The sequence below is a fragment of the Myxacorys sp. genome, assembly GCF_059501405.1.
In genome coordinates this window covers 30,118-47,941 of the sequence record NZ_JCACCM010000191.1, presented here as the reverse complement: position 1 = coordinate 47,941, position 17,824 = coordinate 30,118, and the positions used below count along the sequence as shown (strand labels likewise).

General features: G+C 48.9%; 21 protein-coding genes and 1 pseudogene. 6 read left to right on the top strand and 16 right to left on the bottom strand.

All coding sequences use genetic code 11. From position 1 onward, the window contains the following. Positions 1 to 48: 48 nt before the first annotated feature. Complete coding sequence (gene radC / locus AC5I6P_RS27195) at positions 49 to 615, bottom strand: RadC family protein (protein ID WP_495696904.1); 567 nt, start codon at positions 613 to 615, stop codon at positions 49 to 51. A 94-nt stretch (positions 616 to 709) separates the two neighbouring features. Here radC and AC5I6P_RS27190 point away from each other — a divergent pair, with 94 nt between their 5' ends. Next, positions 710 to 1,618 carry a peptidoglycan-binding protein gene (locus AC5I6P_RS27190; protein ID WP_495696903.1) on the top strand — a complete coding sequence of 303 codons (909 nt, stop codon included), beginning with the start codon at positions 710 to 712 and terminating at the stop codon, positions 1,616 to 1,618. A gap of 73 nt (positions 1,619 to 1,691) precedes the next feature. Here the strand turns inward: AC5I6P_RS27190 and AC5I6P_RS27185 are convergent, their stop codons facing one another. Continuing rightward, entirely contained in the window at positions 1,692 to 3,083 is a 1,392-nt protein-coding gene (locus AC5I6P_RS27185) for a malic enzyme-like NAD(P)-binding protein (protein ID WP_495696902.1), read from the bottom strand. A 198-nt stretch (positions 3,084 to 3,281) separates the two neighbouring features. On the opposite strand from AC5I6P_RS27185, the gene AC5I6P_RS27180 reads away from it, so the two are divergent. Next, the gene (locus AC5I6P_RS27180; protein ID WP_495696901.1) at positions 3,282 to 3,716 is read left to right on the top strand and encodes an SRPBCC family protein; all 435 of its coding nucleotides are present in this window, start codon (positions 3,282 to 3,284) and stop codon (positions 3,714 to 3,716) included. Here the strand turns inward: AC5I6P_RS27180 and AC5I6P_RS27175 are convergent. The 4 genes from AC5I6P_RS27175 to petC all read right to left on the bottom strand — a co-directional run bounded on the left by AC5I6P_RS27175 (position 3,713) and on the right by petC (position 6,064). Beyond that, the gene (locus AC5I6P_RS27175) at positions 3,713 to 4,156 is read right to left on the bottom strand and encodes a type II toxin-antitoxin system VapC family toxin (RefSeq protein WP_495696900.1); all 444 of its coding nucleotides are present in this window, start codon (positions 4,154 to 4,156) and stop codon (positions 3,713 to 3,715) included. The genes AC5I6P_RS27180 and AC5I6P_RS27175 overlap by 4 nt on opposite strands. Before the next feature lie 5 nt (positions 4,157 to 4,161). Next, positions 4,162 to 4,377, bottom strand: a complete 216-nt coding sequence (locus tag AC5I6P_RS27170) for a hypothetical protein (RefSeq protein WP_495696899.1) — start codon at positions 4,375 to 4,377, stop codon at positions 4,162 to 4,164. Between the two features lie 129 nt (positions 4,378 to 4,506). Beyond that, a complete protein-coding gene (gene petA / locus AC5I6P_RS27165; RefSeq protein ID WP_495696898.1) occupies positions 4,507 to 5,463 on the bottom strand; it encodes a cytochrome f in 957 nt (318 codons plus the stop codon). Between the two features lie 58 nt (positions 5,464 to 5,521). Beyond that, complete coding sequence (gene petC / locus AC5I6P_RS27160) at positions 5,522 to 6,064, bottom strand: cytochrome b6-f complex iron-sulfur subunit (RefSeq protein WP_495696897.1); 543 nt, start codon at positions 6,062 to 6,064, stop codon at positions 5,522 to 5,524. Between the two features lie 271 nt (positions 6,065 to 6,335). On the opposite strand from petC, the gene AC5I6P_RS27155 reads away from it, so the two are divergent. Further along, positions 6,336 to 6,653 carry a DUF3067 family protein gene (locus AC5I6P_RS27155; RefSeq protein ID WP_495696896.1) on the top strand — a complete coding sequence of 106 codons (318 nt, stop codon included), beginning with the start codon at positions 6,336 to 6,338 and terminating at the stop codon, positions 6,651 to 6,653. On the opposite strand, the gene AC5I6P_RS27150 is transcribed toward AC5I6P_RS27155, so the two are convergent. The 3 genes from AC5I6P_RS27150 to AC5I6P_RS27140 form a co-directional block, all read right to left on the bottom strand. Continuing rightward, the gene (locus AC5I6P_RS27150; protein WP_495696895.1) at positions 6,650 to 7,522 is read right to left on the bottom strand and encodes an ABC transporter permease; all 873 of its coding nucleotides are present in this window, start codon (positions 7,520 to 7,522) and stop codon (positions 6,650 to 6,652) included. The two genes, AC5I6P_RS27155 and AC5I6P_RS27150, sit on opposite strands and share 4 nt — an antisense overlap. A 116-nt stretch (positions 7,523 to 7,638) precedes the next feature. Then, a complete protein-coding gene (trxB, locus tag AC5I6P_RS27145) occupies positions 7,639 to 9,003 on the bottom strand; it encodes a thioredoxin-disulfide reductase (RefSeq protein WP_495696894.1) in 1,365 nt (454 codons plus the stop codon). Between the two features lie 134 nt (positions 9,004 to 9,137). Then, positions 9,138 to 9,629, bottom strand: a complete 492-nt coding sequence (locus AC5I6P_RS27140) for a hypothetical protein (protein WP_495696893.1) — start codon at positions 9,627 to 9,629, stop codon at positions 9,138 to 9,140. A gap of 189 nt (positions 9,630 to 9,818) precedes the next feature. Here AC5I6P_RS27140 and AC5I6P_RS27135 point away from each other — a divergent pair, with 189 nt between their 5' ends. Continuing rightward, the gene (locus AC5I6P_RS27135; RefSeq protein ID WP_495696892.1) at positions 9,819 to 10,211 is read left to right on the top strand and encodes a hypothetical protein; all 393 of its coding nucleotides are present in this window, start codon (positions 9,819 to 9,821) and stop codon (positions 10,209 to 10,211) included. A gap of 16 nt (positions 10,212 to 10,227) precedes the next feature. Here the strand turns inward: AC5I6P_RS27135 and AC5I6P_RS27130 are convergent, their stop codons facing one another. The 3 genes and pseudogenes from AC5I6P_RS27130 to AC5I6P_RS27120 all read right to left on the bottom strand — a co-directional run bounded on the left by AC5I6P_RS27130 (position 10,228) and on the right by AC5I6P_RS27120 (position 11,113). Beyond that, positions 10,228 to 10,401 carry a PCP reductase family protein gene (locus AC5I6P_RS27130; protein ID WP_495696891.1) on the bottom strand — a complete coding sequence of 58 codons (174 nt, stop codon included), beginning with the start codon at positions 10,399 to 10,401 and terminating at the stop codon, positions 10,228 to 10,230. A 272-nt stretch (positions 10,402 to 10,673) separates the two neighbouring features. Further along, positions 10,674 to 10,892, bottom strand: a pseudogene (locus AC5I6P_RS27125) (DUF5615 family PIN-like protein). Further along, entirely contained in the window at positions 10,889 to 11,113 is a 225-nt protein-coding gene (locus AC5I6P_RS27120) for a DUF433 domain-containing protein (protein ID WP_495696958.1), read from the bottom strand. The pseudogene AC5I6P_RS27125 and the gene AC5I6P_RS27120 overlap by 4 nt, the downstream one beginning before the upstream one ends. Positions 11,114 to 11,566: 453 nt before the next feature. Here AC5I6P_RS27120 and metH point away from each other — a divergent pair, with 453 nt between their 5' ends. Together metH and AC5I6P_RS27110 are read left to right on the top strand one after the other, a co-directional pair. Then, positions 11,567 to 15,187, top strand: a complete 3,621-nt coding sequence (gene metH / locus AC5I6P_RS27115) for a methionine synthase (protein ID WP_495696890.1) — start codon at positions 11,567 to 11,569, stop codon at positions 15,185 to 15,187. 80 nt (positions 15,188 to 15,267) lie between these two features. Further along, positions 15,268 to 15,897 carry a Uma2 family endonuclease gene (locus AC5I6P_RS27110; RefSeq protein ID WP_495696889.1) on the top strand — a complete coding sequence of 210 codons (630 nt, stop codon included), beginning with the start codon at positions 15,268 to 15,270 and terminating at the stop codon, positions 15,895 to 15,897. An 11-nt stretch (positions 15,898 to 15,908) separates the two neighbouring features. Here AC5I6P_RS27110 and AC5I6P_RS27105 read toward each other — a convergent pair whose 3' ends face one another. From AC5I6P_RS27105 to AC5I6P_RS27090, 4 genes are all read right to left on the bottom strand, one after another. Beyond that, the gene (locus tag AC5I6P_RS27105; RefSeq protein ID WP_495696888.1) at positions 15,909 to 16,454 is read right to left on the bottom strand and encodes a GNAT family N-acetyltransferase; all 546 of its coding nucleotides are present in this window, start codon (positions 16,452 to 16,454) and stop codon (positions 15,909 to 15,911) included. Between the two features lie 31 nt (positions 16,455 to 16,485). Next, complete coding sequence (locus AC5I6P_RS27100; protein WP_495696887.1) at positions 16,486 to 16,755, bottom strand: hypothetical protein; 270 nt, start codon at positions 16,753 to 16,755, stop codon at positions 16,486 to 16,488. Positions 16,756 to 16,823: 68 nt separating this feature from the next. After that, positions 16,824 to 16,955 carry a hypothetical protein gene (locus AC5I6P_RS27095; RefSeq protein ID WP_495696886.1) on the bottom strand — a complete coding sequence of 44 codons (132 nt, stop codon included), beginning with the start codon at positions 16,953 to 16,955 and terminating at the stop codon, positions 16,824 to 16,826. Positions 16,956 to 17,094: 139 nt separating this feature from the next. After that, positions 17,095 to 17,820 (bottom strand): SDR family oxidoreductase, encoded by a 726-nt coding sequence (locus tag AC5I6P_RS27090; protein ID WP_495696885.1) that lies wholly within the window; start codon positions 17,818 to 17,820, stop codon positions 17,095 to 17,097. Between the last annotated feature and the right edge of the window lie 4 nt (positions 17,821 to 17,824).

Sequence of the window (17,824 nt, the reverse complement as noted above, 5' to 3'; positions counted from 1 at the left end):
CACTCTTCTCTATCTCTTAGAGGGTAATGGGATATAAAAAATATATTTTTAGTGTTTGCTTCTGGATTCTACAACGGCTCGTGTTGCACCTTGGCGAATGATTTCTCGAAAGATCTCTCTGGGATGTGCCAGAGTTTCGGTTGCTGTACCGATCGTAATTACCTGCGTCCCAATCAGCTTGTTTTTCACATCGAGTAACAGCACCGCAAACCGTTCTTGAGCTTGCCACATCAATTCACCACTGAGAGCAGCAGCGGCAACTTGTGGATCGTCAATCACCGTTTTTTCGGGTGGACGCGATTGATAGACTCGTTTGCCAAGCTCGATCGCTGCCAAAATTGTCGTTGCTTTTGCTGGCCCAACGCCCGGAACTTTCGTTAATTCTTGGATATTGACATCGCGCAACACCCCCAACGGATCGCGCTGATGCTGACTTAATTCTTGCAAAATGTATTGCCCCAACCCTACTGCCGAAAGTTTTCCAGGTCCTTGACCCGTTCCCAGTAAAATTGCAATTAGCTCAGCCGTAGAGAGAGTTTTTGCACCTTGAGCGATCAGTCGCTCGCGGGGTCGTTCGCTTTCGGGAATATCAGCAATTCTTAGAGAATAAGTCATGAAAGCATAGAAGGAAGCGCCTATTTTTACAGTAATCCCGCAAAATGAATCTGGGAGTACATCGACCAATTCGAGCAATAACAAGAGTGTGAGTATGTGGAACGGAAGAACAAATGCTGTAACGGCGCTGCTAGGGGGTGCGCTCCTTTGGAGCTTGGCGGAGCCGATCACGATTCATCAAATTGCTTGGGCAGCGCGGACTCAAGACTATACGCCAGATCAGTTTATTTCTGTATTAAATGGTCTGGGCTATCCTGTCCCGCTAACGATGCCCTTTTCGAGTCCGTCCGTGCAGCAAGCGATTCGAGATTTTCAGGTGCAATATCGCCTGCCAGTGGATGGAACGCTGAATCCACCGACGCAAGATCTAGCGGCAGATCTGATGAAAAAACTACAAACCGATCTCAACCGAGTGGTGAAATTAGAAGTTCCGCTTCCAGGAAGTCAATTTTATGGACGGCAGACTGAGGCGGCGGTGCGGTTGTTTCAGCAGCAAAATAAGCTACCTGCCACAGGAACAGCAACGCTAGAAACTCGCCAGCGCATCAATGACATTCTGAACGATGCGCTACCTCGTCCGGGTCAACCAGGTTCGTCGGGCAGTCCGTCGAGTGGTTCTTCAAATTCATCGCTGGGAATTTACACTGAAGGACAACTGCGATCGCTGCTGCTAGGGTTTGGCTATGACGTGAATCCGCAACAGCCCCTAACTGACGTTTCTGTGGTTCGAGCGATTCAAGATATTCAGTCTCTCTATAATTTGCCGCCAACTGGACGGCCCGATCAGCGCACTCAGGAAATTATGGCAACCTTGGTCAGAAATCTGAGAAATAGTCTCAGAATTGTTCTGCGAAGTAATTTGCCCATTACTCAGTTCTACGATGCTCAAACTCAAGCGGCGGTGCGGGAGTTCCAGAGCAGATACGGCTTGCCGGTCAATGGTGCAGCAACGCTCGCCCTGCGGAGCCGCATTGATGCAGAGGCGCGAAGAGTAAGTAGGTAAGGGCAGAGGCAACGGATGAAGCGTTGATATCAACCCAATCATGCTATCCGTTGCCACTTGGTCTATCTGATTTCTACGCGTGTGCGACCCCATCTTCACGTGCCGCTCTCTGAACTGCTGCTGCCACTGCTGTTGCAACCCGTCCATCAAACACCGATGGGATAATGTGTTCATGGGTTAATTCGTCGGGGGTGACGAGAGACGCGATCGCTAACGCTGCCTGCAAATACATATTCGTGGTTAAGGTAGACGCTCGGCAGTCTAATGCTCCTCGGAAGATGCCGGGGAATGCCAGCACATTGTTGATCTGATTGGGATAGTCGCTCCGCCCGGTTGCCATGACTGCGACATCATCGCGCACGTATTCGGGCTGAATCTCAGGAATTGGGTTTGCCATCGCAAATACAATCGGAGCGGCTGCCATCGATCGCACCATTTCGGACGTCACTACACCCGGAGCGCTGACGCCAAGGAAAACATCTGCTCCTCGCATTGCATCGGCAAGCGTGCCGCTTTGTTCAATTGCAAACGCGAGCTTTTGAGGGTTTAAATCGGTGCGGCTCTTCGAGAGAATGCCTCTGGAATCGCACATGATAATGCTGGCGGCACCATCTTTTTGCAGCAGCTTGGCGATCGCAACTCCGGCTGCCCCCGCCCCGTTGATCACAATTCGGGCGTCAAAAATCGACTTCTCAACGAGTTTTAGCGCATTGGTGAGAGCGGCAAGCGTAACGATCGCGGTTCCGTGTTGGTCGTCGTGAAAGACTGGAATGTTGAGTTCTCGTTGCAGCCGTTCTTCGATTTCAAAACAGCGCGGCGCGGCAATATCTTCTAAGTTGACGCCGCCAAACACAGGCGCAATCCGTTTCACCGTTTCGACAATTTCATCGGTACTTTGAGTTGCCAAACAAATTGGAAAGGCATCCAATCCGCCAAACTCTTTGAACAACATTGCTTTGCCTTCCATCACAGGCATTGAGGCTTCGGCTCCAAGATTGCCCATTCCCAGAACAGCACTACCATCCGTGACGATCGCAATGGTGTTGTGCTTGATCGTCAGTTCGTACACCCGCTCTGGCTCGTCTGCGATCGCGCGGCAAATCCGACCTACACCTGGCGTATAGGCCATTGCCAGATCAGCTTGTCCTCTCAGCGGAATTTTGCTGTGAACGCTAATTTTTCCGCCTTTGTGCAGCGTGAAGGTGCGATCGTAAATATCCAACACCTTAATGTCAGGTAGCGCTTTCACCGCTTGTACAATCGTTTCTGCATGTTCTGTACTGGCAGCATCGACGGTAACATCTCTCATGGAGATGTCTCGCGTCTGCTCAATCAAGTCGATTTGTCCCATGTTGCCGCCTTGCGACGAAATCGCCTGAATCACGCTCGACAGCATCCCAGGACGGTTGGGAACCTGGAAGCGAATTGTCAGACTAAAACTAGAGTTGGGGGTGAGGGCTGCCATAAACTTGCACGTTGAATTCCGAGGTCTCGATTTTACGGGAAAATTGCGAACGAGTGTTAAAACTTCTCAACAATTCTGAGATGAATTCTAGTTCGTCCTTGGAAGAATTTACAAAAATATCGTTCAATATCAAACTAGTTGCCGCGACTTATTTTAGGGAATTCAATTTGAGAGAACTGTACTCAGACACACGAATTTATGCCAAGTCTTTACACCGAAATCGACATCAATGCTCCGCGATCGCGGGTTTGGCAAATTTTGCTTCAGAAAGAGAAATGGAAATATTGGAACACCTTCCTGTACGACTGCAATCCTCATCAAACAATTGCTCCCGGACGGGAAATCTCGCTTTCGCTACTGCGAGTTCCGGGTGAAGAGGAAATTCAGTTTCGTCCGGTTGTGACGCTGGTGCAGCCAGAGGCGTGTCTCAAGTGGAGGTCGTCGATTCCAGGATTTCGGCACGAGTATATTTGGCAGCTCCAAGATCTAGATCGCGATCGCAGCCAATTCATTTATCAGGAAACGTTTTCTGGAGCACTCAGCAAATTTTTTGTTCCCTTTATTCGTCAAGATGAGCAAAAGGGAATGCGCCGCATGGCATGGGAACTCAAGCAGTATGCGGAAAAGCTCTAAATCGTCCAATCCTTTGTCACTAATCCTGGCACTCTTTCAAAATCTCTTAAGTTCCGGGTGAGAAGGACTAAGTTTTGCGAAAGAGCGATCCTTCGGAGCTTCGCAAGGCGAATTGCGGCAATTCTCAAATCCATTGTTGATACACGAACTCTGTGTACTCGTAGCTCGTTAAAGAGCACGATTGCTGCCTCATCAAACGCTAGAACAGGAGCCGTTGAAAAGCCTTGAAGGGTTTCCAGCAGCAGTGTGTATCCGCCAATTACATCAGCAGGTGTACGAGCACAATTGATAAAGCTATGAGCACCAAGGACTTGCTCATGAAAACTGACAACGGACAAAGCAAAGTCTGCGGGTGAGTGTTGAGCAATTCGAGCGGTTAGGTTTGTGAATTCTGAGCCTGAACCTCGCTGTAGAAAACTGATGTGGTCAGTGTCGAGCAAAAATCTCACGCTTGTCCATCATCATCGGTTGGTTTGTCAGCTTGGCGGAAAGAGCGCCCATATTCCAAAGCTTCAAGAAAAGCAGATTCATCAGAAATTGATCCAACGAGTTTCTCGAGCCAAGTGCCAGAGGCAAAGTTATGCTCGGACTTGTGTTTAAGGTCAGCGACCTCTTGCTCAAGAGTTGCTAACCGACGTTCGAGCGTTGCTTCATCCAACATGACTTTTCTCTTTGAAGAACTACTGACCTTACATCACTACTTCATTTTATCGGACCAGAAATACTATCATATGCCACAAAAAAGGGCTGGACGTTCGCCCAACCCTACACAAAAGAAACTTAAGAAGGTTTAGAAATTCATTTCGGCGGCTTGGACGCGCTCGACTTGCTTCTTCTTCAGTACCAACATGATTTGAGTGATGGTGACGATCGCAAAGAACGCCAGCAGACCCTTAATGCGGCTCGGATTTTGCAACACAATTTCAGCATCGATTTGACCAAAACCACCGACGTTGGGGTTGTTGGTCAGCGCATCGCCTGCCTTGACTTCATCACCTTGAGCCACGATTAGCTCAGGGCCAGGCGGGATTGTGTCTTCGACAACGCCCTTGTCAGAGTTGATGCTGACCGTGTAACCCCCATCGTCGCCTTTCGCGATCGCCGAAATCGTTCCAGCAGCAGACGCATTGAATACCGCGTTATTGCTCTTCTCACCAGTCGGATAGACCTGTCCACGGCCCCGGTTTCCACCGACGTGAACCGAGTACTTCCCAAAGTGCAATGAGCGATCGGTGTTTGGATCGGGAGACAGAATCGGGAAGCCAATCTCTTGATACTGCTCGCCCGGAACAGGACCAACTACGAGCCAGTTTGGATGCGCTTCGCTGTAGGGCTGAATGAATAGCTCAGCTAGTTTCTCTCGCATTTCCTCAGGCAGGCGCTCTTCAGGCGCTAACTGGAATCCCTCCGGTAACATCAGCAGTGCGCCAACGTTGAGCGGGCCTTTGCTGCCATCTCCCTGAACTTGCTGAACGCTGGTATCCAATGGAATTTTAACGACCGCTTCAAACACGGTGTCGGGTAGAACCGACTGAGGCACTTCGACCTCCGTGGGTTTTGCGCCTAAGTGACAGTTCGCACAGGCAATCCGACCCGTGGCCTCACGGGGATTTTCGTACTGCTGTTGAGCAAAAATCGGATAAGCGGCTGCCGATCGCGGCAAAGCCAAGCTCCCCGACAGTAAGATCGCGACGGCTGCCAAGGCAATTCCGACCCGCTTTGTCAATTTAATCAGGTTTGTTCTCATCTCTAGCAAATTACTCTCGCTCGGAATAAATAAAGGCAGAACGGTTGAAAGGGTGTGATTAAGTCCACCACGGATCTTCGCCTGTGCGGAAGTCCGTTTCTTCCCAAGGGGTAAAGCTGATTTTGTTATCCACAACCTCAGCGTGAGCGAGCGCCAGCGAGAGCGGGGCCGGACCGCGCACCACTTTTCCGGTGTTGTCATACTGGGAACCGTGGCAAGGGCACATGAATTTGTTTTCGCTGGCGTTCCAGGGCACGACACACCCGAGGTGAGTACACACCGCGTTGATGCCATAGCTCGCGATCGCTTGATCTGCCTCCACCACAATGTAGGTCGGATCGCCCTTTAGCCCTTGCGCGAGCGAACGATCTCCGGCGGGGTGGCTGGCGAGATACTCGCTGACTAAAATATCATTACCGAGGGCATCTTTTGCTGTGACGCCTGCGGAACCTCCACCTGACGAAGGCGGAATAAAATATTTGATTACCGGATACAAGGCTCCAGCCGCTACTAGTGCCTCGGAGCCGAACATCAGGAAGTTCATGAATTGGCGACGACCCATATTGGGTACATCATCTGCGGGTCCAGTAAGTTGAGCCATGACTACTCTCTAGGGATTGCGGAACGGAGTGAAAAAAGATTTAAGCGCAGAACTTTTGTCAAAGCTCTGTGTTTAGATCTAGTTACTTGGGGTACTACAACGGCGATCTCTAAACTTTTTATCTAAAGCAAAGCGCTGAAAAGCCTTTAGAACAGCCAATTTGTAGTTTTTCTTAGATGTATTATTACATTTCTTGACACTAGCATCATAGCTAAGCGGCGCAGCCGAAATTTAATACGAAATGTTAAAGATTTTTACGTGCTAACGTGCCATGACCGGACAAGACCTACGCCAACTTTTGATTAACAAGTGGGGGTTTTCCTACGACATTCAGGTGCGCCGCGCGATGGGCAAACTGTTTGTGCAAGTGATGTGGCGCTATCAGGAGCAACGCTCGTTTCCGCTGACTGAATCGGAATATCTAGATCATCTTGATCAAGTGACAAGCTATTTAGCGGCTTGGAATGCGATCGCGCAAGTGCAAACCTTCATTGAAACGACGCGCGAAAAGCCTCGGCTCGGAAAAGCGGTGAATATTCCGATTGATCTGGGCGATCGCGCGTCGGAATGGCTATTAGAGGAGTTTTAACGAGTTTTGCGCTCGGTCAGTTCGTTCAATCCTTCGCCAAACAAGGAGAGTCCGATCACCATCAGGGTCATGGCTAATCCCGGAAAAACGGCTGTCCACCAAATTCCGCCCGTGGAGAGCGCGTCCAAGGCTTGATTGAGGTCATGTCCCCATTCCGGCACTTCGTCCGGCAATCCCAATCCCAAAAATCCAAGTCCGCCCAGAGTTAGCACAGCATCTGCCGCGTTCAGCGTAAACAAAACTGGGACACTTTGAATCACGTTCAAAAACAGATAGCGAGAGAGAACGCGCCAGGTAGACGCCCCCATCGCTTGCGCCGCTTCGATGAACAGTTCTGTTTTGACGCTGACCGTTTGATTACGAACGACCCGATAGTACTGAGGAACATAGGCAATGCTGAGCGCGATCGCGGCATTGAAAACCCCTCGCCCGACTACAAACGCCAGCGTCACCGACAGCAGTAGTCCCGGTAGCGTGTAAATCGTATCCATAAAGAAAATTAGAATCCGGTCGAGCTTGCCGCCCAGATAGCCGCTGAGCATCCCTAGCGGAACGCCAATGATCAGACTGAGTCCTGTTGCCAACAAGACGACCTGAAGCGCTGCTTGCGTGCCAAACAGTGTGCGAGAGAAGACATCGTAACCGAGACTGCTGGTGCCAAACCAATGAGCCAGAGAAGGCGCTTGGTGAGGCGGATTGTCAAGAAATTCGGTAGGATTTTGCAGCCATCCGATCGCTTGAAACAGGGGAGCGAGAAGCGCGATCGCAATAAACGCGATCGTGATCGCCGCGCCAATTCGCATCATTTGGCGCGAGAGCGACGGGCGTTCGACACCACGAGACAACCGGGGCAGACGAATCGAAGTCATAAGACAAGGCAAACAGTTCGCTCATCATCATAAATCCTGGTTTGCAACCCATCAAAAAATAGCGGATGAGTACCTCAAGTCTACTCATCCGCTATCCGTTATTTAATCTATTGCCCTTACAAATGGCTTTGGATCAACTCGCGATACTGACTCTTTTGCTTCACTCCTTTGACTTCCGCAACCTTATCTTTGTGCTTAAAGAACTGGATCGTCGGAGTTCCCGAAATGCCTGCTGATTCTGCAATATCCGGATCTTCCTCAATGTCAATCTCGACAAAGTGAATCTTGCCGTCAAACTCATCCACTACTTTGTTAAGAATTGGCTTCAGCGTGTGGCATGGGCCGCAACTCGGAGAGACATACTTAACTATGATCAAGCGATCGCTTTCATGGTAGAGCTTGCGCAAGGCGTAACCGCCCACATGCTTCGTTTGTTCTGGATCGACTTCTGTAGAGAACTCTTCTGCCTTGTGAGCTGTCTTCTCTTCGTTCGCCGCTTCCGCTTGAGTTTGGTGGAACTCTTGGGCCAAGCCATTGAACGACAACCAGCGCTCTGCCAACATCGCCGCCATACACCCTGTGCCGGCCGCCGTGATCGCTTGACGGAATTCGTGATCCTGTACGTCGCCTGCTGCGAAGACGCCTTCGATATTGGTCTCAACTGATCCGGGCTTGGTGACGATGTAACCTACGTCATCTAGCTCAAGCTGACCTTTGAACAGAGACGTATTTGGCGTGTGCCCGATCGCATAGAACAACCCTTTCGCCTCGATCACGCTCTCTTCGCCAGTCTGACGATTTCTAACTTTCACACCTGTCATGTGTTCAGTACCGCCAACCACATCAACAGCTTCGGTGTTCCGGTGAACCGTGATCTTTGGATTGTTTAAGACGCGATCTTGCATCGCTTTACTGGCACGCAGTTTGTCACCTCGGATGAGCATATTGACGCGATCGCCGTACTTGGTGAGATACAGCGCTTCTTCTGCTGCTGTGTCGCCACCACCAATAATCACCAACGGCGCACCCCGGAAGAGTGGCGTTGCACCGTCGCAAATTGCGCAAGCAGAAATGCCTCGGCTCCAGAAGTTGGCTTCATCGGGCAATCCGAGTCGCTTGGCAGTTGCACCTGTGGCAATCACGACGCTGTGTGCCTTGACTTCGCGATCGTCTGACCGAATCGTAAACGGACGTTGGCTAAAATCGACAAAGGTCACATCTTCGGTATAAAGCTCGGCTCCCCACCGTTCTGCCTGAGCCTTCATTTGATCCATCAGTTGCGGTCCAGTGATGCCTTGAGGAAAGCCTGGAAAGTTCTCAACCTCAGTTGTCGTCATTAGCTGACCGCCCGGAAGCCCTCCTGCCTGAAAGCCTTCAAATACCACAGGCTTCAAATTTGCACGCGCTGCATAAATTGCCGCCGTGTAGCCCGCCGGACCAGAACCAATGATTACTAAATTTTCTACGGTTGAATTCTCCATAAGACTTATATGAACTCATAACGACTACGAGTAGTATAGCGCAAGGAGCACGATCAATGCAAAATGTTAAGGTCCTATGATTCGACTTAGGTCTACAAGGGGCGAGTCACGATGAATGAGAACGCCGATTTTGATTAGGAGACTGATTTAGGAAGCAAGCTTTTAATCTGCTCTAGCACTTTGTCTTGTTCTTTTCTGAGGATCTCTAGCTGCTGGACAGCTTCTAGAAGCTGCTGCTGCGGGTCGGGCTGTCGGCGTTGCGCTGCAAACAAGGATTTGATCATCCGGGGGCTTTTTCTAAAGAGCCACTGACTCAATTTGATCGGGGTTTGTAAGAGCGAGAGCCACAGATTTTCGGTCAGACGCCCGATCGCACCCAGCAACCCAAACATCAGCACGATGATCAACCCCACGAGTCCCAGTGCCCAGACCGGATGATGCAGCATCCAAGCCGCGATCGGATGAACGTCTAACCAATTTTGGAGGGCAGAGGTAGCAGCAATCTGAGAGCGAGTGACAACGGCATTACTCAGTTGTTCTACAGCTTGGCTAGGAATGCCAAGCGCATTGATGGCTTCTCCTCGAAGGGTTTGTAAGCCCTGTGAAAGATTGTCTAGTTGATTCATAAATCCATTCGCCCAGAATCACTTTAGATTTCTATGCTAAATCTGAGGTGAATGAGAGTTCCAAATGAAACAAAAGTAATTTAACGAAATGAAGTAGAGCCTTAATTTTCTAAACGATCGCGCAAATCCGGAAGTTTCTTTTTAGGCAGCGTAGCACTCATTAGAACATCCTGAATTTCGTCAACCGCCGTGAAAAATCTTCTAGTTTTGTTACCTCTTGGCTTTTCATTTCTAGCTACATTGCCTGCGATCGCAGGATCACTTCCTGAAAAATCTGTGCCGTGTTATTTCTTCAGAGGTGACCGAGTAGAACTTAAGCAGACCTGCACTCATGTGGCGGGCTGGGGAACGGGTGCAGGAGGGGCAGCGCTCACTTGGCAAGATAGAGTCGTCACGCGTCTAGCGTGGGAGAACGATGAGCTTTCGCTAGATGGCAACAAAGCATTTAGTTATGCCCGCGATCGTAAAACACTGAGGCGGTTGCCATCGGATGAAGCAAAGCGACTTCGAGACAACGGAGCATCTGCTTTGTCGTGCTGGCAAACTTACAAATATGGCAATTCAGTCTGTTGGATCAGATAGCACTTAATGGAGAGATTTACGAGTTGCCAAACTTTTGTTTTGCCTGGTCGTAAATCTCGACAGTGATTTGGCTAGCTCCGGTTTCTTGAGCAAACTTCTCAATTTTTTTACGTGCCGCCGGACGGACAAAAAACGGAATTTCTTTTAGTTTTGCTTCTGCTTCAGGTGTCCACTCGATTGATCCGCTCATAAGTATTCTCACGTCTTGTTAGGTTTAGTTTACCAGCGTAGATCCGTGAGTGGAATAATTACGATTGCTACGCAAGCTCCGAAGGATCACAGTCTTCTTTGAGCTGTCACTGCGATCGCTAACGTTAGTGCGATCACGGCTTTTCTTCAAAAATAATCACTTCAAAACAGCATCAAAACTCCCAGATTCGATGCTTCGTTTAATGTTTTAATGTCCTCGAGGTGCGATCGCAGAATCGCTTCAATCGCTCTCGAACAATTCCCGCGACGAATCTATACAACTTTTGGTGGAAAGCCGCGCACCAAACTCAACTCATTAAAATCAGCATCTCTAGTTACAATCATGAACTCGTTCTATTGGGCGTAAGTCCATAGAATGTCATCGTTGCCTTGGTCAAGCCCAACTTGATAGACATGCTTTGAACCTGGATACAAATCTGCAAGCTGATGCACTAATAGAGGCGATAGATTTTGATCAAACAAAAGCCTCATGACTGGACAATTAGCGTTTGCCGTTCTCGTTCAGCAGCGTAGCTCAAGCAAGCCAAGATATCGTCTTGAGTCAAATAAGGAAAGTCTTCTAGTATCTCCTGATATGTCATGCCTGAAGCAAGGTAGGACAGCACATCATATACGGTCATTCGCATTCCTCGAATGCAAGGTTTGCCCCCGCGCTTACCTGGCTCGATCGTGATAATTCCTTGGTAATTCATGGGACTCTGGATATTTTCGGGCATAGGGAGAAGCTAGGAACACTTCTCCATGATAATCATGCTTCAAGTTGAGATTTGATTTGTGAATAAGCGTGTTTCAAGTTGAGGCTTGTTTGGTATTTTTATGGATTGCAAATTTTAGAGCAAGCTTCAGAAGTCATCATTAGTTGATTGCAACGCGAGATGCCGCAGTCGCAGCTATGCCGAAGAACCTCTCAAAGTTCTAAATCGCTTAACACCCGACTACGCCTACACGATCGTCTTCGATCCAGTCCACGAGTAGCCAAGTTCGGAAAGCAAAACCTGCAAAAAAAAATTAGATGTGCAAAAGTTGTATGTAGCTACCGTGAATTGTCACAGTGGCTGCTTTTCGTACTTTCGCGGATTCAGCACAATAAAAATTAATCTAACGTTTATTAGAAGATCCGTAACCTCCCTATCGCCAAACGCCCTATGAACAGTTCCTTCTTACAACGTCTCCACAGTCCCGATCGTCCCGTCATCGTGTTTGATGGCGCAATGGGAACCAACATTCAGTCGCAAAACCTAACGGCGGATGACTTTGGCGGCGCAGAGTACGAAGGCTGTAATGAATATTTGATTCATACCAAACCGGACGCGATCGCAAAAGTTCACCGGGACTTTTTAGCAGCAGGCGCAGATGTCATCGAAACTGACACGTTTGGCAGCAGTCCGTTGGTCTTAGCAGAATACGGCTTGCAGGACATGGCCTATGACCTCAGCAAACGCGCTGCCGAACTTGCCAAGAAATGTACGGCTGAATTCTCAACGCCAGAGAAGCCCCGGTTTGTAGCAGGTTCCATCGGTCCTGGAACCAAGCTTCCGACCCTAGGACACATCACCTATGACAGCCTCAAAGACGCTTTCACCATTCAGGCAGAAGGTTTGTTTGATGGAGGCGTCGATCTCTTCATCATTGAAACCTGTCAAGATGTTCTGCAAATCAAAGCGGCGCTGAATGCGGTGGAAGCGGTATTCGAGAAGAAGGGTGAGCGGCGTCCGCTCATGGTATCCGTGACGATGGAAGTCCAGGGCACGATGCTAGTCGGAACCGACATTAGCGGTGTATTGGCGATTCTGGAGCCATACCCGATCGATATTTTGGGTCTGAACTGTGCGACAGGCCCCGATCGCATGGCAGAACACATCAAATATCTCACCGACAATGCGCCATTTGTGGTTTCCTGCATTCCTAACGCAGGCTTGCCCGAAAACGTTGGCGGTCATGCGCACTACAAACTCACTGCCACCGAGCTTCAAATGGCATTACATAAGTTTGTCGAAGATTGGGGCGTCCAGGTAATCGGGGGATGCTGCGGGACTCGTCCATCGCATATTCAAGCGTTGGCAGAGCTTGCCAGCACGATGAAGCCAAAGGAACGACCAATTCGCGCAAAAGTTGCCACAGCAGATCCAACAATAATTCGCCCTCCGCTAGGCTACACGCCTTCTGCTGCTTCGATTTACACCGCACAACCCTATGAGCAAGATAACTCGTTTCTAATTGTGGGCGAGCGGTTGAATGCAAGTGGCTCCAAGAAAGTGAGAGAACTTCTGAACGTGGATGATTGGGATGGGCTGATTGCGATCGCCAAATCTCAAGTCAAAGAAGGCGCTCACGTGCTGGATGTCAACGTCGATTATGTCGGGCGTGACGGCGAACGCGATATGAAAGAACTGGTATCGCGGCTTGTTACCAACATTACGCTGCCACTCATGCTTGACTCGACCGAGTGGACAAAAATGGAAGCGGGTTTGAAAGTTGCAGGCGGCAAATGCATCCTCAACTCGACGAATTACGAGGACGGCGACGAGCGTTTCTTCAAAGTGTTGGAACTTGCCAAAGAATATGGCGCAGGCATCGTTGTTGGGACAATCGATGAAGAGGGCATGGCGCGAACGGCCCAGAGGAAATTCCAGATTGCCCAACGAGCCTATCGCGATGCTCTAGAGTATGGCATTCCGCCTCACGAAATTTTCTTTGACACATTAGCGCTGCCGATTTCTACGGGAATTGAGGAAGACCGCGAGAACGCCAAGGCAACGATCGAATCGATCAAAATGATTCGTGAAAGCTTGCCCGGAGTGCATTTTATGTTGGGCGTCTCCAACGTTTCTTTTGGTCTCAGTCCCGCCGCCCGCATTACGCTGAACTCGATGTTTCTCCACGAAGCAACGTTAGTCGGAATGGATGGCGCGATCGTATCTGCCGCTAAAATCTTGCCGCTCTCAAAAATTGATCCGCAACACCAAAAAGTGTGTACGGACTTGATCTACGATCGTCGCGAATTTGACGGCGATATTTGCGTTTACGATCCGTTGACAGAACTGACAAAACTGTTTGAAGGAGTTAGCGCAAAGGATGCTCGCTCCAGCAGTTCTCTCGCTGATTTACCCGTTGAAGAACGCCTGAAGCAACACATTATCGATGGCGAACGCATTGGCCTAGAAGATGCGTTGAAGATTGCGTTGGAACAATATCCACCTCTAACCATCATCAATACGTTTTTGCTCGACGGCATGAAGGTTGTGGGCGAACTGTTTGGTTCAGGGCAAATGCAATTGCCGTTTGTGCTGCAGTCAGCAGAAACCATGAAGTCTGCGGTTGCCTTTCTCGAACCGCTCATGGAGAAGACAGAAGGGAGTGATAGCGGTAAAGGTAAGTTTTTGATCGCGACTGTTAAAGGCGATGTTCACGATATTGGTAAGAATTTGGTTGACATTATTCTCACCAATAATGGATACAAAGTCATTAACTTAGGTATCAAACAACCTGTTGATAAAATCATTGATGCTTACAACGAGCATCAGCCTGATTGCATTGCCATGAGTGGATTACTCGTGAAATCTACAGCATTCATGAAGGAGAACCTGGAGATTTTTAATGAGCGTGGAATTTCGGTTCCCGTGATTTTGGGAGGCGCAGCGCTTACTCCTAAATTTGTTTACGAAGATTGCCAAAATGCTTACGAAGGGCAAGTGATTTATGGCAGAGATGCGTTTGCAGATTTGACCTTTATGGATCGCCTTATGCCCGCCAAATCAGACGGCAAGTGGAAAGATCAAGAAGGATTTTTAGAAGGCTACGCGAAGTATAACCAGAAAGGACGGAACGCGATCGCAGAAGCAGAACGTCAACTAAATGGCGATGCTCCTGAAGAGAAACCGTCTGAACCGGAAGTCGTTGACACACGCCGTTCGGAAGCGGTTGAGGTCAACATCGATCGTCCTACTCCGCCCTTCTGGGGAACCAAAATTCTCACCCCCGAAGACCTTTCTCTGGAGGAACTCTTCTGGTATCTCGATCTGCAAGCCCTAATTGCTGGACAGTGGCAGTTCCGCAAACCAAAAGAGCAATCTCGCGAAGACTATGATGCGTTCCTTGCTGAAAAGGTATACCCAGTTCTGGAGCGTTGGAAGAACCGAATTCAATCTGAAGCGCTATTACATCCGCAGCTCATTTATGGCTATTTCCCTTGCGTTGCAGAAGGTAACTCTGTTCACGTTTACGATCCGGTTGTCATCGAGAACGGTCTGACGCCAAAAACGGCTACTCCGGTGGTAACATGGAACTTCCCACGTCAGAAATCGATGCGTCGCTTGTGCATTGCCGACTTCTTCCGCCCGATTGAGCAAAACCAATTTGATGTGTTCCCCATGCAAGCGGTGACGATGGGACATATCGCGACAGAAGTCGCTCAAGAGTTATTTAAAGCGAATAACTACACAGAGTACCTCTACTTCCACGGGATGGCGGTACAAATGGCGGAAGCCCTAGCCGAGTGGTCTCACGCCCGGATTCGTCGCGAGTTGGGCTTTGGCGACCAAGAACCTGATAATATTCGCGATATGCTAGCGCAGCGCTATCAAGGGTCGCGCTATAGCTTTGGCTATCCGGCGTGTCCGACGGTTAGCGATCAGTTCAAGCAGTTGGAGTTGCTTGAAACAGAGCGGATTGGAATGACGATGGACGAGAGTGAACAGCTTCATCCAGAACAATCGACAACGGCACTGATTGTTTATCACTCAGTTGCAAAATACTTTAGCGCTTAAGTTAACCTTCACTAAAATGAGAGAGTGAACACAAGTGGAGAATGAAGACTGTGTTCACTCTCCTACCAACAGGCTTCATTATGGTTTCAGCTAATGCAACAACATTGAGTTATGAGGCATTTGTCGCCCAATATTTTGACGGCGGTTCTGCTGAGGAGCAGAGTTACCGCTACGAGTTGATTGATGGAGAGCTAATCGATTTGGAATCGACGGGACTTCATGAACAAGTCACAGGACTGATCAACCGTAAACTGAATGTCGCGATCGATCGCTCAACCCTGAATTGGTTCATCCCAATGAAGTGCTTGATTAAATCTCTTGCCCAGAATTCAGCATTTCGACCGGATGTTGTGGTTTTAGATCAATCGGCCTTAGTCAACGAACCGCTCTGGAGGAATGAACCTGTCATTACGCTGGGAAGTTCCGTCAAGCTGGTTGTTGAGGTTGTTAGCACCAACTGGCAAAATGATTATGCTCGAAAAGTTGAGGATTACGAAGCACTAGGAATTTTGGAGTACTGGATTGTTGATTATTTGGGTCTTGGTGGTAAACGCTATATTGGTTCGCCAAAGCAACCCGTGATTACGATTAATCATTTAATAAATGGCGTTTACCAGGGGCAGCAGTTTCGAGGAACAGAGCGCTTACTCTCCTCTGTGTTTCCAGAGTTGAATCTTCTAGCAGATCACGTCTTTGCAGTGGGACGTTGAGCAGCTTGGATTCAAGACATCTGTTTCCACTCCTCAGCAAGCAGACTGTAGGTAACGAGATCGAGATAGCGATCGCGCGCCCAAACCGATTGTCGTGCAATTCCCTCTTGCACAAAACCCAACCGCTCTGCGATCGCGCGACTTCGATGATTTTCGACTGCCGCCTGAATCACCAAACGGTTTAGCTTCAGCTCCTCAAATGCATACGCCATCATGCAGCGACAGGATTTCGTCATCACTCCCTTACCCTGATGATTGGGCGACAGCCAGTAACCAATTTCGCCCCAGCGATTCATTTTGTCAATGGTTAAGCCAATGCTGCCGATTACAGTATCGTCAAACCAAATTCCACACGCAAGTCCCTTTGCCTCAGCTAAAAGCTGGAGGGATAATTCAATAAACTTGCGCGTATCCTCTGAAGATTGACTATTATCAACCCAAGGCATCCACGTTTGAAGATGCTGGCGATTTTGATCGATGACTGCAAATAGCGCTTCGCTATGATGGGGCTGAAGCAGCTTTAGAACAACGCCTTGATCGACTGGGCAACTGAACATACTAATCCTGACTTATGTATCCTTACGTATTTTAACTAGAAGGTTCCTCAGGCTCAGGCGCTTCAGTCGGTTCTTCGAGCGTCTCTAGCACAAATCGGCGGGCTAAACGATTGTAGGTTCCGGCTCCCACAAACTGCGGGTATTTGTGCGATCGCGTGTACACCCAAACTACATTCCGGTCTTCAACAATGCGAATTTCCTGAAACCATTTGCAGTTGGGGATTAGTGCTTTTGCAGCATTGAGAGCGTCAGTCCACCGTTCAAACTCTTGGCGAACGTCGCGGCTAATCACTTGAAACATGTCGATTCGTCTATCAGTTCACCCTTCTAGAATAGCGAGATGCGGTTCCGTCTGAATAGCGTTTGGCACTAATCGAGCCTAACGAGCGGCATCAACAGGCTCATCATCAGTATCGCAACAGCAATTAAGATCAGCAGTTTCAGTGAGGGCAAGTTAATTTCGATCGCAAAGCGATGAAGTTTGAAAGGAACTAAGTTCAAAGATTGCACCCACTGTAATAACCAAATGTAATAACCAAATTGGCAACGGATTTGGTAGCAGATGTAACAGATGATTCAATTCATCCGCTGCATCCGTTATCAAATCTGTTGCTAACACAGTGATTAAGACAAAATGGAATTAAGGCCAAGATGACTCTTGCATCGGAATCACCATTACTTCGGGAATTACCGTTTCGGGAGGCTGAGTCAAAATGTAGCGAATGGTATCTGCAACATTTTTAGGATCTTGAAGCTTCTCTAACGGGGTATCGGGAAAACGATCTAAAATAAACGGCGTTTGCATACCGCCTGCAATCACAGCTGTTACCTTAACCTTGTGAGGACGCGCCTCGACGTGCAGAGCGTGGCTAAATCCAACCAGTCCCCATTTACTGGCGTGATAGGCGCTAGCATTCGCCCACGTCCGTTTTGAAGCCGTCGAAGCGACATTCACAATGTGCCCGGTTTGTCGTTCTTTCATGTGAGGAATGACTGCTTTTGAAAGAATAAACGGCGCACGTAAGTTGACCGATAAAACACGATCCCAGTCATCAATGCCGAGTTCTTCAATCGGAACCGTGAGGTCAGTTCCAGCATTGTTAATGAGAATGTCTAGATGACCGTATTGTTCAATGGCTTGTGCAACACTGGATAGAATTTGGTCTTCATCTCTAACATCTAAGCGAAGCGCGATCGCTTTACCCCCTTCAGACCCAATTTCTGAAGCAACTTTTTCCGCTAGTTCTTCGCGCATATCTGCCACTAAAACAATGACTCCAGCGGCTGCCAAAGCCCGACAAATGGCTTCCCCTAAGCCCTGAGCGCCCCCCGTTACCAGCGCAACTTTTCCAGCTAAATCAGTCATAACT